We start from the raw sequence: 14,786 nt of genomic DNA, 5'->3' as shown, positions 1-14,786 counted from the left end.
ACATGTCAACTTGGGTTGACAACGGGCCATTCCGTTGCGACCACAGGAACAAGACAAAGGAAGCACGATGACAAAGACAATCCTGCGCGCACTGGCGGGCGAAACCCTGCCCACCCCCCCGATCTGGATGATGCGTCAGGCGGGGCGCTACCTGCCGGAATACCGTGCCACCCGCGCACAGGCGGGTGACTTTCTGTCACTGTGCTACAACCCCGAACTCGCAGCAGAAGTGACCCTGCAACCGATCCGCCGCTATGGCTTTGACGCGGCCATCCTGTTTGCTGACATTCTTCTGCTGCCGCAGGCGCTGGGGGCTGATTTGTGGTTTGTGACCGGCGAAGGTCCGCGGCTTTCGACGATTACCACGCAGGCCGAGCTGGACGCACTCAAGCCGAAATCCGACATCCACGACACCCTTGGCCCGGTCTATGAGACAGTCAAAATTCTGGCGTCCGAACTGCCCAAGGACACGACATTGATCGGCTTCGCCGGTGCCCCCTGGACCGTGGCCACCTATATGATCGCCGGTCGCGGAACACCCGACCAGGGCCCCGCCCACGCGCTCAAGGCAGATAATCGCGCGGTCTTCGAAGGGCTGATCGACATCATCACCGACGCCACGATTGACTACCTGTCGCACCAGATCGACGCTGGTGCCGAGGTGGTCAAGATTTTCGATAGCTGGGCCGGATCTCTGCAGGGTCAAGACTTTGTCGACTTTGCACTGCGCCCCACCGCCAGGATCGTGCTGGCACTCAAGGCGCGACACCCCGGCATCCCGGTCATCGCCTTCCCGCGTGGCGCGGGCGACAAATACGTTGGCACCCATGCCGCCACCGGGGCCGACTGCGTGGCCCTTGACGATGGTGTGACGGCCGACTGGGCCGCCGCAAACGTCCAGACCCAGGGCTGTGTGCAGGGCAATCTGGCCTCTTCGCATATGGTTACCGGCGGTCAGACGCTGGTTGATGAAACCCGCCGCATCGTGGATGCCTTCCGCAAAGGCCCCCATATCTTCAACCTCGGCCACGGCATCACGCCCGATGCCGACCCCAAAAATGTCGCATTGATGGTTGAGACTGTGCGCAACAGCTGAATTGCCACGGAAACGCCCATGCGGCACCTGATCAGAATTGTCTGGGTCACTGTCACCGGAACCGCCGCCATGCTTTGCGCGGCCTATCTGCTGGTCCCTGCCACCGCTGCGGAACAGGCAGCCCTCGCATCCGAGGACCGCATTGCACTGGTGCAACTGCGGCTGGCCCGCACCTTGCTGACCGTAGCACCAGACCAAACCGTCACACTTCTCGCCAGTCGCACCGGCCTGCCCGACGATCTTGTCCGCGCCGGGCTAGAGGCTTATGCCTACGGCGCAGACACAACACCACCCGTCACCCCCAACCGCCAAACCCGCGCAGGCGGCGCCCTTTTTGTCACTCCTGACTAGGGCCCTGACCCCACGTCTTTCTTTTGAATAAAAATATGCCCGCCGGAGGCGCAAGGCACCCGCGCCACATCCGGTCAAAAAGGCGGACCCGCACCACAGGCACCAAAATGTCGTGCGCGCCCCGCAGGGCGCGCTCCGCTGTTTCAGACCCACTTGGCCAGGGGTGGCAAGCTCATCAACACCGCATTGGCATCATGCCCCGTGGCCAGACCAAACTTGGTGCCCCGGTCGTAGACAAGGTTGTATTCGGCATAAAGCCCGCGATGCACAAGCTGCGTATCCTTGTCCGCGTCATCCCACGCCTGCATCCGCCGTTTTTCAACCAGCGGGACATAAGCCGGCAAAAACGCCCGCCCGATATCCTGCGTCAGAGCAAAATCCTTGGCCCAGTCCCCAGAACAATGGTCATCCATAAAGATACCGCCCACCCCACGCGCCCGGTTGCGATGCGGGATATAGAAATACTCATCCGCCCAGGCTTTCAGTTTGGGATAGAAATCCACCCCATGCGGGTCCAGATGGGTTTGCTGCGTGGCGTGAAAATGGGCCGTATCGTCTGCATATTCGATGCACGGGTTCAAATCCGACCCGCCACCAAACCACCAGGCATGCGGTGTCCAGAACATCCGGGTATTCATATGCACCGCAGGCGCATGCGGGTTCTGCATATGCGCCACCAGCGAAATACCTGACGCCCAGAACCGCGGATCATCGGCCATGCCCGGCACACCGCGCGCGGCCATCGCTTTTTGCGCAGCCTCCCCCAAATGCCCATAAACGGTCGAGGTATTCACCCCCACCTTTTCAAACACCCGGCCGCCGCGCATCACGCTCATCAGCCCGCCACCTGCGTCAGATCCGTCATCGGCTGTGCGCGTCGTGGCCGTCTGTTCAAACCGCCCCGCTGCCAATCCGGCCGTCGGCCCGCTGTTCTGGCTGTCTTCCAAAGCTTCAAAGGCTGCGACAATTTCGTCGCGCAGTGTCTCAAACCACGCCGCCGCCTGTGCCTTTTCCTGCTCCATTCCGCCTGTCATCGCCGTCATATCCCACTGCTATTGCATAACATCTCGTGTTCTGCACCCTAGCAGCCAGCGGACCAGAATCTTTGTCCCAGATCAACAGCGGAGATGGCAATGCGCCTATCAATCCTTCTTTTGCCGGTTCTTGCCCTTTCGGCATGCGCCACACAGCAGGAACAATGCCTTGGCAAGGTCACGCGCGACGCGCGGATCAACGCCAGCCTGATCACTCAGACACGTGCCAATCTTGAACGTGGCTTTGGCCTCCGCACCGAAGACCGGGTGCGTGAGGTCCGCAGCTTCTGCCGGGGTGAAACCGAAAGCGGCGAAAGCGTCGTCACTCGCTGTGAAAAGGTGCGCGTGACCAAGGTGCAGGTTCCCGTGGCGCTCGATCTGGCAGCAGAACGGGCGAAACTGGCCTCGCTGATTTCACAACGCGACCGTCTGGCCGTCGCCACAGCCGATGGCGTGGCGCAATGCCGCGCGCTTTATCCCGAAAGCGCCTAGTGGGCTGATACGTCGGCGGGATCAATCAGCGTCCGGCCACCATCAACGGTAATGATCTGGCCTGTGACAAAGCCCGCCGCGTCCGAGGCCAGATATTGCACCGCGTCCGACACTTCGCTAGGCCCCGCAATCCGGTGCAGCGGCGTGTTTTCGACAATTGTGTCGCGCATTTCGTCGTCTTCTTTCAGGGACCCCTTTAGGCTGGCACTCATCACCGACCCGAATGCAACGGCATTGACCCTGATCCGATTGGGGGCCAGGGCCACGGCAAGCGACCGTGTCATCTGGTCCAATGCCGCATTGCTGACCGAATACGCCAGCAGATTGGGATGCGCCCGGCGCGCCGAGATAGAGCTGATGTTGACGATCGACCCAATAGGGCCGCCGTCTTCGTCGTCCTTGGCAAGCTTGATCATCCGCCGCGCGGTCGCCTGGCTTAAGCGCAGGGCTGCCATCAGGTTTTGCTGCAACAGCTCTTCCATGCTGCTGTCATCGGGGTTCAGCGCATCGGTTTCCATCACCTGACGCGCGGCATTGACCAGAATATCCACCCGGTCAAAGGCATCGACGGTGGCCGACAGCAAATTGGCAATCGTCAGCTTTTTGCGCAGATCGCCCGCAAAAATGCGCGCCTGCCCTTCGTCCGATGCGGCGTCCCCCATTTCACGTTGCAGGGTTTCCTCGTCCATGTCAGCGAACATGACATTGGCTCCACCGGCCAGAAAGTGCCGCCCGATGGCCAGCCCCACCCCGTTGGCGGCCCCTGTGACAATGGCGGTCTTGCCCGCAATCGAAAATGACATCGACGTACTCCCGTTCGTCTTTCCCGCGCGGCTTATATCAGCGTCGGGGCCGTGTGGCGTGGAAAATCTTGAAGCCGCCTGAAACCGGCAATTCCGCGACATGTCGGAACGCGGCGTCCAGCGTCGCCTCGTAAGGCAGATGGCGGTTCGCCACCATCCACAGCTTACCCTGCGGCGTCAGCATCTTGGCAGCCTGCGCAATAAAGGCCTGCCCCAGGCCCGTGTCGCCCTTGCGGCCGGTGTGAAACGGCGGGTTCATGACGATCCCATCAAAGGGCGCGTCCGGCAAAAACCGCGTTGCGTCCGCCCAATGGAACTGCGCGCGTGGGTCGCTGACATTCATCCGGGCGCAGTCCAGCGCCAGCGCCTCATCCTCGATCAGGTCAATGCTGCTGACGCCGTCGCGCTGCAAAACCGCATCCGTCAGATACCCCCAACCGGCGCCCAGATCCGCCATGCGTCTGGGCAGTTTGGCCGGCAATTCCGCAGCCAGAAGGGCCGAGCCCTTGTCGACACCACCGTCCGAAAACACCCCGGCAGTGGTAAAGAAACCATGGTCGCCCTTGGCAGGTGGCGGTGCGGCCCAATCAGCGAAGGCATTTGTCTTTTCAAACCAGAAGATGCGCCCGTGATCCTTGGTCACGCTGGGCAACGGACCAAGCACTTTGCGCGTGGCGGTCCACAGGCTGTCGACCCCATCGGTCTTGGCCCCGTCGATCACCACCAGATCAGCCTTGTCCGCGGCCTCGGCCACCATCGCGCGCGCCAGCGCCTTGGCCCGTGGCACCACCACAATCGCCGTGCGGCATGGGGCAAGTGCTGTGCCAACGTCATAGCCCGCCTGCGTCGCGGCGGCATGGGCTGTGTATCGGCTGTGCATTAAGCGGACGTCATGGGCCTTCAACACGGCCAGATCATACTCGACCGGCGGACGCATCACCGTGACCGGCCCATCGGGCAGGACAAGCAGGCCATCGTCAATGGCAGTGCGCAGGCGTGAAACAGAAGCCATCAGCGGCGAATAGCGCGACGCGGCGCTATTCCTTCTCCATCGTGCATTGCAGCGGGTGCTGGTGTCGCTGGGCGAAATCCATCACCTGCGCCACTTTGGTTTCCGCAATCTCGTGGCTGTAAACCCCGACCACCGCGACACCTTTCTTGTGTACGGTGAGCATCAGATCAAAGGCCTGTGCATGGGTCATGCCAAAGAACCGCTCCAGCACCATGACGACAAATTCCATCGGCGTGAAATCGTCGTTCAGGATCAGCACCTTGTAAAGCGGCGGGCGCTTTGTCTTTGGCTTGGTTTCCAGAACGACGGCGATATCACCATCATCGTCGTCCTTGTCCGCTGCCATCATTTTCACATCAGCATGCATGCGCCGATCGGGTCCTGATCCAATTTACGATTGAACTGCTTATATAGAGCAGCGGGCCCCCGTGAAAACCCCCTGTCTTGACCGGGTACACCCGCTATCGCAGCGGAGGATCGCAAAAAATTTGCCCGCCGGTTGTCGCAACAACCACCCTTGGGAACGCTTTATCTAGCGTGGATCGCCCAGCATACCCCCTACATCCAGTAGATGTGCAGGAAAAACACACCTCAGAGCTTTGAAAATAAGGTGTTTTCGCGCGCACCACGCCTGTGCTAGCGTGATCGCAATCAATAAAGGCCACCGAAAAAATTCGGGGCCATCGAGGCAGTGTAAGAGGCAAACGACGTGGCAAGTCGTCCGGGATTCCAGGCCCTTCGTGGGCTATTTCTTTTCGTTTTCGTTTTGGCGTTTGCAATGGCTCCATTGCGCACGGTCGCAGCACCCTATGCCGCGATGGTGATGGATGCCCGCACCGGCGAGGTGCTGCATTCGCGCAATGCCGACACCCGGCTGCATCCGGCATCACTGACCAAAATGATGACGCTTTATGTGGCCTTCCAAGCTATTCAGCGCGGCGAGATCGGGTTGGACACAGAGGTGACGATCTCTCGACTGGCGGCCTCTGAACCGCCTTCAAAACTGGGCCTGCGTGCGGGCCAGAAAATCAAGCTGCGCTACCTTTTGCGCGCGGCAGCCGTCAAATCCGCCAATGACGCGGCCACCGCCATTGGTGTTGCAATCTCGGGCTCTGAAAGCGCATTTGCCACGCGGATGAACCGCACCGCGCGGGCGATGGGTATGACCAACACCACGTTCCACAACGCCCACGGGCTGACGCAAAACGGGCACCTGTCAACTGCGCGCGATATGTCGATCCTCGGGCGGCACGTGATTTATGATTTCCCGCAGTACTATAACCTTTTCTCGCGCCGCACAGCGGACGCGGGCATCAAGCGCGTGTCGCATACCAACACCCGCTGGCTGAACGCCTATGAAGGTGCTGACGGGATCAAAACCGGCTACACGCGCGCTGCCGGGTTCAACCTTGTGGCCTCGGCCCAGCGCGGCCAGCAGCGCGTGATTGCTACGGTATTTGGGGGCCGCTCGACCGCGACGCGTAACGCCAAGATCACCGAACTGATGGACCTCGGCTTTGCCCGCGCGCCCAATTCCGCGACCCTGCGTCGCCCCGATGTGCCCGCAGCACCCGAACCGTCTCAGGAACTTGTGGCAGGCAATAGCACCGCCGCCACCAACGGCGGCGCAGGCAAGACGATCCGTGTGACCGGCGTCATACGCACCAGTCTGCGCCCGGTCAGCCGCCCGGTCAGAGAAGCTGATCCAGTGCTGACCGCGACCGTTGAAGACATGATTGATTCAGCCGTGGCAGAGGCGATTGATGCCGACGCTATCACATCCGTGCTGGAAGAAGCTGTGCAAACCTCGGCCGTGACAACCTCTGCCGTTGTGGCACCACAGGCCCGCCCCACGGAAGAAGTGACGCTGGCCGCAGCCCCTGCAGCACGTCCCGCCGCCATCCTGCCCAGTCCCGCCCCGCAGCCAGAGATTGTTACCCGTATCTCCACCTCTGGTGGGCGACACTGGGGCGTGAACGTCGGGCGCTATGGCTCCCGGTATGAAGCAGAGCGTGTGTTGCTCAAGGTCGCCTTGAACGAGATGTCATCGCTTGATGGTGCGTTACGCCGCGTGGTGCAGCGCTCTGGCGGGTTTGATGCCAACTTTATGGGGCTGACCCGCGAAGGCGCTGATCTGGCCTGCCGCAGGCTTCAGGCGCGCGGAACAACCTGCTTCATGCTGGGTTCGGAATAGCGGTCAGACCGCCCGCCCCTCGAACGCGGCGGCCATCAACGTACGTGTGTAGTCGGTCTGCGGCGCGTCAAAGATGTCTGCCGCATTGCCCGCCTCGACCACATCGCCCTGTTTCATCACCATCACCTTGTGCGACAGCGCGCGCACGACCTTCAGGTCGTGGCTGATGAACAGATAGGCCAGCCCGAACTTCTTTTGCAGGTCGCGCAACAGTTCCACGATCTGCACTTGCACCGTCATGTCCAATGCGCTGGTTGGTTCATCCAGCACCACCAGTTTTGGCCGCAGGATCATCGCGCGCGCGATGGCAATCCGCTGCCGTTGCCCGCCGGAAAACTCGTGCGGGTAGCGGTGCATCATATCAGGATCAAGGCCCACTTCGGACATGATCTCGGCCACCATCTCGCGCGGGTCGCGGGTGGGATCTACATCGTGGATGGTCAGGCCCTCTGCGATGATCTGTTCAATCGTCATCCGTGGGCTCAGACTGCCGTAGGGGTCTTGAAACACAATCTGCATCTCTGACCGCAATGGTCGCATCTGCCGTTGGTTCAGGTGGTGAATGTCCGTGCCTTCGAAACTGATCCGCCCTTCGGACTGGATCAACCGCATCATCGCCAGCGCCAGCGTGGTCTTGCCCGACCCGCTTTCCCCCACGATCCCAACAGTTTCGCCCGCGCGGACCGTCAGCGTTGCGCTGTTGACCGCTTTGACATGCCCCACCGTCCGCTTGAGCAACCCGCGCTGGATCGGGAACCAGATTTTTAACGCATCGGTTTCGGCCACCGTGGCCGCTTCTGCGGGCACTGGGTCGGGAACGCCTGCACTTTCCGCGGCCAGCAACATCTGCGTATAGGGATGCTGCGGGTTGTCAAAAATCTCGGCTGTGGGGCCGGTTTCGACGATCTCGCCGTCCTTCATCACACAGACCCTGTCCGCGATTTTGCGCACGATCGTCAGATCATGCGTGATGAACAACATCGACAGCCCCTCTTTGCGTTTGAGGTCTTCGAGCAGGTCCAGAATTTGCGCCTGAATGGTCACATCCAGCGCCGTTGTGGGTTCATCCGCAATCAGCAAATCCGGCCCATTCGCCAACGCCATTGCGATCATCACCCGCTGACGCTGCCCCCCCGACAACTGATGCGGATAGGCCGACAGGCGGCTTTCGGCGTCGCGGATGCCCACCTGGTTCAGCAATTGAATGATCCGATTGGTGACCTTGGCCCCGCGCAGCCCCTGATGCAGTTCAATGGATTCCGACAACTGCCGCTCGATCGTGTGCAGCGGGTTCAGCGATGTCATCGGCTCTTGGAAGATGAAACTGATGTCATTGCCCCGCACGCGGCGGAGCTCATTTTCGTCGGCATCCACCATCTCGGCACCTTCGTAGCGGATCGACCCGCTGACTTCTGCGCTGTCGCCCAGCAATTGCACCGTCGACAGGGCCGTCACCGACTTACCCGACCCGCTTTCACCGACCAGCGCCACCGTCTCGCCTTTGACGATCTGGAACGAGACATCGCGCACCGCGGGGCTGACCTGCCCGTCCTGCCGGAAACCGACATTCAGGCCTTTGACGTCCAGAACAACACTCATGAAAAGGTCTTTCTGGGGTCAAATGCATCGCGCACGCCTTCAAAGACGAAGACCAGAAGCGACAGCATGATGGCAAAGGTAAAGAAGGCCGTGATACCCAGCCAAGGCGCTTGCAGGTTCTGCTTGGCCTGCAACGTCAACTCGCCCAGCGACGGGGCAGAGGACGGCAGGCCAAAGCCCAGAAAATCCAAGCCCGCCAGCCCGCCAATTGCGCCGGTGATCATAAAGGGCAGCATTGTCACAGTTGCCACCATCGCATTGGGCAGCATGTGGCGGAACATGATCGTGCGGTCGCCCACGCCCAATGCCTTGGCCGCGCGGACGTATTCAAAATTGCGCGCACGCAGGAATTCCGCCCGCACCAAGCCGACCAACGCAGGCCAGCCAAACACGATGGATAGTATGACAAGCAGCCAAAAACTTCGGCCCAGAATCGCGGTCATGATGATGATCACGTACAGCGACGGAATGCCTGACCAAACTTCGATGAACCGCTGGAACAGCAGATCAGTCCAGCCCCCGAAATAGCCCTGGACAGCCCCGGCCATAATGCCCAGAACGGCAATGCCTGATGTCACGATCAACGCATAGAAGATCGACAATCGAAAGCCGTAGATGATCCGCGCCGTCACATCGCGTTTGGTGTCATCGGTGCCCAACCAATTGGTATCCGATGGGGGTGCGGGTGCGACCCCGCGCACATCGACAATTGTGTCATAGCTGTAGGGAATGATCGGCCAAATCGCCCAGCCCTTCTGGAACCCTTCGATGTCCAGATCTACGCCTTGCTCGACAGCCTCGACCAGTGATTCCGGCTCAAACAGGCACTCTTCCAGACCGCCCGTCGCGATCAGGCATTTGACCTCGATGTCGTTATAACCCGCTTCAGTCGGGAAATCCCCGCCAAAGTCACGCTCGGAATAGAACTGGAAAATCGGCATCCGCAACTCGCCGCGATAGCTGACAAGAATCGGTTTGTTGTTGGCGATGAACTCTGCAAACAGCGAGAACACAAAAAGCACCAGAAAAATCCACAGCGACCAAACGGCCCGGCGGTTACGGTTGAAGTTCCGTAGACGGCGCTGGTTCAGAGGTGACAGCCACATGCGTTTCGGGGGCGAGGAGGGTGCAAAAAATGTCTCGGCCATCATCCGCGCCCTTCAAAGTCGATCCGTGGATCAATGAAGACATAAGTCAGGTCCGTCAAAATGCCGACCACGAGCCCGATGAGTGAAAAGGCAAAGAGCGTGCCAAAGACCACTGGATAGTCCCGTGCGACTGCGGCCTCAAAACCCAACCGCCCAAGCCCATCAAGGCTGAAAAACGTCTCGATAATCAGCGACCCACCAAAGAACACACCAATAAAAAGTGCGGGAAAGCCCGAGATCACGATCAGCATCGCGTTGCGAAAGACATGGCCATACAACACGCGGCTTTCGGTCAGGCCCTTGGCCTTGGCGGTGATTACATATTGCTTTTTGATCTCGTCCAGAAAGCTGTTCTTGGTCAACAGCGTCAGCGTCGCAAAGGCGCTGATGGTCGAGGCGAGCACCGGCAGCGTGATATGCCAGAAGTAATCCAGCACTTTGCCGATCAACGACAGTTGTTCCCAATTGTCGCTTGTCAGCCCACGCAGCGGGAAGATGCGCCAGTAAGACCCGCCTGCAAAGAACACAATCAGCAACAGTGCGAACAAAAAACCCGGGATCGCGTAGCCAATTATGATCGCGCCACTGGTCCAGGTGTCAAACTTTGACCCGTCGCGAATGGCCTTCTTGATCCCCAACGGGATCGAGACAAGATAGGCGATCAGGGTCGACCAAAGCCCCAAGGTGATGCTGACCGGCATCTTTTCAAGCACCAGATCAACCACGCTCACCGACCTGAAATAGCTCTCGCCGAAATCAAACCGCATGTAGTTCCACATCATGTTCAGGAACCGTTCCAAAGGCGGCTTGTCGAACCCGAATTCGCGCTCCAATTCTTCGATGAAGTCCTGCGGCAGCCCTCGGCCCCCGATGAAATCACCGTCACCGCTTTCCACCAATTCGCTGCCGCCGCCCGAGATGCTTTCGAAGACGTTTCCGCCGCCTTCCATCTCCGCGATGATTTGCTCAATTGGGCCACCCGGCACAAACTGGATCAGGCCAAAGTTGATAATCATGATCCCCAATAGAGTCGGGATCACCAGCAGCAACCTGCGTAGGATATAGGCGCCCATCGGTGGTTACTGGAACGCGCCTGCGGCTTCCAGTTCGGCCGCCGCTTCTGAATCGTACCACCAGTTGTCAAGTGGCGACAAGCCAAGCGCCGGGACAGGTTCCTTATACCGGAACACATCGTAATAGGCGATAAAGTGCTTGTCGTTCTGCCACTGTGGGATCCAAAAACCTTCGGCCCGCAGAACCCGGTCCAACGCACGGGTCGCGGTTGTCAGCTCGTCAAGGGACTCAGCATCCACAATCACGTCGATCAACCGATCCGACGCCTCCAATTTCAGCCGCATAGGGTTGCGCGAACTGTCATCAGCGGCGGCGCTTCCGAAGAATTGCGCCAATTGCTGGCCCGGCTCGTACCCCTGCCCAAGCGAGGCATTGACGATATCGAAATCGCCGGACCGACGCCGTTCAATCCATTGCGACGGGTCAACACGATCCAGCTTTGCATCGACCCCAAGCCGTTGCAGATTTTCAACGATCGGGTTGATGACCCGGTCAAACTGCGGCGAACGCTCAAGGAATGACAGCGTCAGACGCTTGCCATCCTTCACCCGCATCCCGTCATCCCCGATCACCCAACCAGCTTCGTCGAGAAGGGCGCTGGCGGCGCGCAGATTGCGGCGGTCAAGTGGGCGGTCAGTTGTGCTGGAAACCGGCGGTATCCGCGCCTCGTCTGTCAGGATCGAAGCATCCAAAAGCCCCTCGTCGACCAGCGGTTGCAAGATCGCAACCTCACCCTCACTCGGGGCACCGGTCGCCTTCAAGTCAGAGTTGTCCCAAAACGACTCGGGCCGCGCATACAGCCCATAGAACAAACTGTCGTTCATCCATTCAAAGTTCACCATCAGTGCAATGGCGTCACGCACACGCGGGTCCTGCCAGGTCTCGCGATTCAGGTTAAAGACAAAACCCTGACCCGACCCGATGGACCCGTCTGGCAGTTCCTCAACTTTCACCCAGCCATCATCAATGGCGGGAAAATCGTATCCGGTTGCCCACTGCTTTGAACTGTTCTCTGTACGGAATGTGTAGGCCCCGGCCTTGAACCCTTCAAACGCGGCAGAGCTATCTGCAAAGTATTCAACGCGGATCGTCTCGAAATTGTTGCGGCCCTGATTGATCGGCAGTTCTGCACCCCACCATTCGGGGTCATAACGATAAACGATCTGTCTTCCGATATCGACGCTGTCCAGGCGATAGGGACCCGTTGCCATAAACGGCGCGTCTGACGCTTCGTCCAGACGGGTTTCAGTGCTTTCAAACCAATCCTTGGAGAATGCTGATGTCCCGCCAACCCACGTCACCACGTCCCGGCGCGGCGCGCTTTCGGTGAAAGTGAACTTGATACGGTGGCTGTCCAAGACCTCAACGCTATCGATGAATTGCGAATAAACATTGCGATATTCTGTGATGCCCTGCTCAAGATAAAGCTCAAAGGTGAACTTGATGTCTTCGGCATCCATCGTTGTGCCGTCCCAGAACTTCACATCGTCGCGCAGATTGAAAATCACCCAGTCCCGGCTTTCGGGGTATTCCAATGTCTCGCAAAGGTAGCAGTACGCGCCATAAGGGTCATCCAGCGTCGAAGTCAGAATGCTTTCATAACCGATCGTGCTGAGCGCGGCAGGCGTCCCCTTGCGGGTCGACAGATTGAAGCTGTCAAAGGTGCCAAAACCCCACTGGCTGAACTCTCCGCCCTTAGGGGCATCCGGGTTCACATAGTCCAATACCGCATCAGGCCCGTACTTCAATTCGCCAAAGTTGGAATAGCCGTGGCTTTCGATCACCGTCTCGTGGCTGTCGGCAAAGGCTTGCCCGGCCCAGATCGCCGCGCCAATCAAGATTGCGGTCCCCGTCGTTATCAGTTTCAAAGGTACCGAAGGCTGGGCAGCTTTGGCTTTTGACACGCGGCGGGGGCGATCTGGCATCTTGTTCTCCATTCGTCGTTTGTGGCGTTCTACCACATGTGTAGCTAAAGCCGGGTTTGGCAAACATTCAAGTTGAGAATGTGTGAACAGCCCGTGAACCAACCGTGCGTTGCCCCCTCAATCACGAAAAAAGCCGCCCATCGGGCGGCTCAATTCGTTTGATCGTCTGGCGATTTAGTCGTCCAGGCTGTCCAGATAGGCGATCAGGTCAGCGCGATCTTCGATCTTGCGCATCCCGTTGTAGCCCATTGCGGTGCCAGGTGCGTAACCCTTGGGGTTTTCAAGGAACGCGTTCAGGTTCTCGGCCGTCCAGGTTTCGGCCACGGCGACAAGTGCGCCGGAATAGTTGAAGTCGTCATAGAACGCGACTTGGCGGTCAACCACACCGTAAAGGGCGGGGCCGGTACCGTGCTTGCCGGGTTCCAGCGCATGGCAGGACTGACAGTTGCGCCACAACCCTTCGCCATCCTCGGCAGAGGCAGAGGCCATAACTTCGGCAAAATCAATCTCTTCGACCACTTCTTCGGTCTCATCCGCACCGGCCACCTCGATCAGGTAACCCTGTGCATGGTCCTCACCATGATGCCCTCCACCACCGTGATAGATGATCTCGGCAGCCCAGCCACCCAGCAGAAACACCAAAAGCGCGCCACAAAAGCCACCCAGTGCCTTGGTCATCGTCATTGTGTCGAACATGTCGCGATCCATTCCGTTCGTCTTGTTTGGCGCTATGTATCCGTTTCCCTGTCCCAAGTGCAAGCTATAGTGCCGCGACGAATTCGTCCTTTTTGTGTGTCCAATCAGTTAACGGAGGCAGCGCTGCCATGACTGCTCGAATTGCCTTTCAGGGAGAGTTGGGCGCATACGGCCATCAGGCCTGTGTCGAAGCACGCCCCAACCATGACCCGTTGCCCTGTCCAACGTTTGAAGCGGCAATCGAAGCTGTGCGCAAAGGCGATGCAGACCTGGGCATGATAGCCGTCGAAAATTCGACCTATGGCCGCGTTGCGGACGTGCATTCACTGCTGCCTGACAGCGGGTTGCACATCGTGGACGAGGCCTTCGTGCGTGTGCATATCAACCTTCTGGCGCGTCCCGGCGCACAATTGGCGCAAATCGACCGCGCCTTGGGGCATGTGGTGATTCTTCCGCAATGCGCGGGGTTCCTGCGCGAACACGGGATCACCGGGCAGACAAGTTCCGACAATGCCAAGGCCGCGCGCGATGTGTCCGAAGGCGATGACATGACCATCGGCGCGCTCGCCTCCGAACTGGCCGCCGATATCTACGGGCTAAACATCGTGGCCCGCCATATCGAGGATCACGACCGCAACACCACCCGCTTTCTGGTGATGAGCCGCGAGCCCGATTACAAGAAACGCGGCAAACACGGGATGATGACCAGCTTTGTCTTCCGTGTCCGCAACATCCCTGCCGCGCTCTACAAGGCGATGGGTGGCTTTGCGACCAATGGCGTGAACATGACCAAGCTCGAAAGCTATATGGTCGGCGGCAACTTCAACGCCACGCAATTCTACGCGGAAATCGAGGGTCACCCAGATGACCGCAATGTCGCACTTGCGCTGGAAGAACTCGACTATTTCACCGACCACATCAAACTGATGGGCGTCTATCCCACCGCACCACGGCGGCACGAGCGCGGTTAGTCTTCGTCCAGCACCTTGCGGGCCACGCGAAAGCACTCCAGCGCCTGCGGCACGCCGCAGTAGATGCCAACGACGTGAATGATCGCGCGGATCTCTTCGCGCGACACACCGTTGTTGATCGCCCCCCGGCAATGGATCTCCCATTCGTGCATCTTGCCCAGCGCGCCAATCATCGACAGGTTCATCATGCTGCGGGTCTTGGCGTCGATCACATCGTCGCCCCAGCCAAAGCCCCAGCACCAGGCGGTCATCGCCTCTTGAAAAGGCCGGGTGAAATCGTCTGCGGCGGCAAGGTTCTTGTCGACATATTCCGCCCCCAACGTCGCCTTGCGCTGTTCCAGCCCCTTGAGAAACAGGTCTTCGTCAAATGTGCTCATGTCATTCCTTCTCG

The 14,786-nt window shown here is 59.3% G+C and carries 15 protein-coding genes; 5 read left to right on the top strand and 10 right to left on the bottom strand.

Features of this window, described 5'->3' with window-relative positions; genetic code table 11:
• The first annotated feature begins 67 nt into the window (after positions 1 to 67).
• Both hemE and AB3Y40_RS01150 read left to right on the top strand, forming a co-directional pair.
• The gene (gene hemE / locus AB3Y40_RS01155; protein ID WP_369436973.1) at positions 68 to 1,096 is read left to right on the top strand and encodes a uroporphyrinogen decarboxylase; all 1,029 of its coding nucleotides are present in this window, start codon (positions 68 to 70) and stop codon (positions 1,094 to 1,096) included.
• A gap of 18 nt (positions 1,097 to 1,114) precedes the next feature.
• Positions 1,115 to 1,447 (top strand): hypothetical protein, encoded by a 333-nt coding sequence (locus AB3Y40_RS01150; protein WP_369436972.1) that lies wholly within the window; start codon positions 1,115 to 1,117, stop codon positions 1,445 to 1,447.
• A 143-nt stretch (positions 1,448 to 1,590) separates the two neighbouring features.
• Here the strand turns inward: AB3Y40_RS01150 and hemF are convergent, their stop codons facing one another.
• Positions 1,591 to 2,481 carry an oxygen-dependent coproporphyrinogen oxidase gene (hemF, locus tag AB3Y40_RS01145; RefSeq protein WP_369439575.1) on the bottom strand — a complete coding sequence of 297 codons (891 nt, stop codon included), beginning with the start codon at positions 2,479 to 2,481 and terminating at the stop codon, positions 1,591 to 1,593.
• A gap of 99 nt (positions 2,482 to 2,580) precedes the next feature.
• On the opposite strand from hemF, the gene AB3Y40_RS01140 reads away from it, so the two are divergent.
• Positions 2,581 to 2,973, top strand: coding sequence for a hypothetical protein (locus tag AB3Y40_RS01140; protein ID WP_369436971.1), 393 nt, complete (start codon positions 2,581 to 2,583; stop codon positions 2,971 to 2,973).
• Here the strand turns inward: AB3Y40_RS01140 and AB3Y40_RS01135 are convergent.
• Genes AB3Y40_RS01135 through clpS form a run of 3 tightly spaced genes read right to left on the bottom strand, consistent with a single transcriptional unit; the run spans position 2,970 to position 5,155 of the window.
• Positions 2,970 to 3,776, bottom strand: coding sequence for an SDR family NAD(P)-dependent oxidoreductase (locus AB3Y40_RS01135; protein ID WP_369436970.1), 807 nt, complete (start codon positions 3,774 to 3,776; stop codon positions 2,970 to 2,972). The two genes, AB3Y40_RS01140 and AB3Y40_RS01135, sit on opposite strands and share 4 nt — an antisense overlap.
• Before the next feature lie 37 nt (positions 3,777 to 3,813).
• Entirely contained in the window at positions 3,814 to 4,788 is a 975-nt protein-coding gene (locus AB3Y40_RS01130) for a class I SAM-dependent methyltransferase (RefSeq protein ID WP_369436969.1), read from the bottom strand.
• Positions 4,789 to 4,813: 25 nt separating this feature from the next.
• Entirely contained in the window at positions 4,814 to 5,155 is a 342-nt protein-coding gene (gene clpS, locus AB3Y40_RS01125) for an ATP-dependent Clp protease adapter ClpS (RefSeq protein ID WP_369436968.1), read from the bottom strand.
• Positions 5,156 to 5,566: 411 nt separating this feature from the next.
• Here clpS and AB3Y40_RS01120 point away from each other — a divergent pair, with 411 nt between their 5' ends.
• The gene (locus tag AB3Y40_RS01120) at positions 5,567 to 6,982 is read left to right on the top strand and encodes a D-alanyl-D-alanine carboxypeptidase family protein (protein WP_369436967.1); all 1,416 of its coding nucleotides are present in this window, start codon (positions 5,567 to 5,569) and stop codon (positions 6,980 to 6,982) included.
• Between the two features lie 3 nt (positions 6,983 to 6,985).
• On the opposite strand, the gene AB3Y40_RS01115 is transcribed toward AB3Y40_RS01120, so the two are convergent.
• The 5 genes from AB3Y40_RS01115 to AB3Y40_RS01095 form a co-directional block, all read right to left on the bottom strand.
• Positions 6,986 to 8,581, bottom strand: coding sequence for an ABC transporter ATP-binding protein (locus tag AB3Y40_RS01115; RefSeq protein ID WP_369436966.1), 1,596 nt, complete (start codon positions 8,579 to 8,581; stop codon positions 6,986 to 6,988).
• The gene (locus AB3Y40_RS01110; RefSeq protein ID WP_369436965.1) at positions 8,578 to 9,729 is read right to left on the bottom strand and encodes an ABC transporter permease; all 1,152 of its coding nucleotides are present in this window, start codon (positions 9,727 to 9,729) and stop codon (positions 8,578 to 8,580) included. Before AB3Y40_RS01110 ends, AB3Y40_RS01115 begins: the two co-directional genes overlap by 4 nt.
• Positions 9,729 to 10,802, bottom strand: coding sequence for a microcin C ABC transporter permease YejB (locus tag AB3Y40_RS01105; protein WP_369436964.1), 1,074 nt, complete (start codon positions 10,800 to 10,802; stop codon positions 9,729 to 9,731). Before AB3Y40_RS01105 ends, AB3Y40_RS01110 begins: the two co-directional genes overlap by 1 nt.
• Before the next feature lie 6 nt (positions 10,803 to 10,808).
• Positions 10,809 to 12,728 (bottom strand): extracellular solute-binding protein, encoded by a 1,920-nt coding sequence (locus AB3Y40_RS01100; protein WP_369436963.1) that lies wholly within the window; start codon positions 12,726 to 12,728, stop codon positions 10,809 to 10,811.
• A gap of 174 nt (positions 12,729 to 12,902) precedes the next feature.
• Positions 12,903 to 13,424 (bottom strand): c-type cytochrome, encoded by a 522-nt coding sequence (locus tag AB3Y40_RS01095; protein ID WP_369436962.1) that lies wholly within the window; start codon positions 13,422 to 13,424, stop codon positions 12,903 to 12,905.
• A 128-nt stretch (positions 13,425 to 13,552) separates the two neighbouring features.
• Here AB3Y40_RS01095 and AB3Y40_RS01090 point away from each other — a divergent pair, with 128 nt between their 5' ends.
• Complete coding sequence (locus tag AB3Y40_RS01090) at positions 13,553 to 14,395, top strand: prephenate dehydratase (protein WP_369436961.1); 843 nt, start codon at positions 13,553 to 13,555, stop codon at positions 14,393 to 14,395.
• Here AB3Y40_RS01090 and AB3Y40_RS01085 read toward each other — a convergent pair.
• Positions 14,392 to 14,772, bottom strand: a complete 381-nt coding sequence (locus AB3Y40_RS01085; protein ID WP_369436960.1) for a carboxymuconolactone decarboxylase family protein — start codon at positions 14,770 to 14,772, stop codon at positions 14,392 to 14,394. The genes AB3Y40_RS01090 and AB3Y40_RS01085 overlap by 4 nt on opposite strands.
• Positions 14,773 to 14,786 lie beyond the last annotated feature (14 nt).

It is taken from the genome of Yoonia sp. R2331 (assembly GCF_041103235.1).
GTDB lineage: Bacteria > Pseudomonadota > Alphaproteobacteria > Rhodobacterales > Rhodobacteraceae > CANMYO01.
This window is presented reverse-complemented; position numbering and strand designations above follow the sequence as displayed.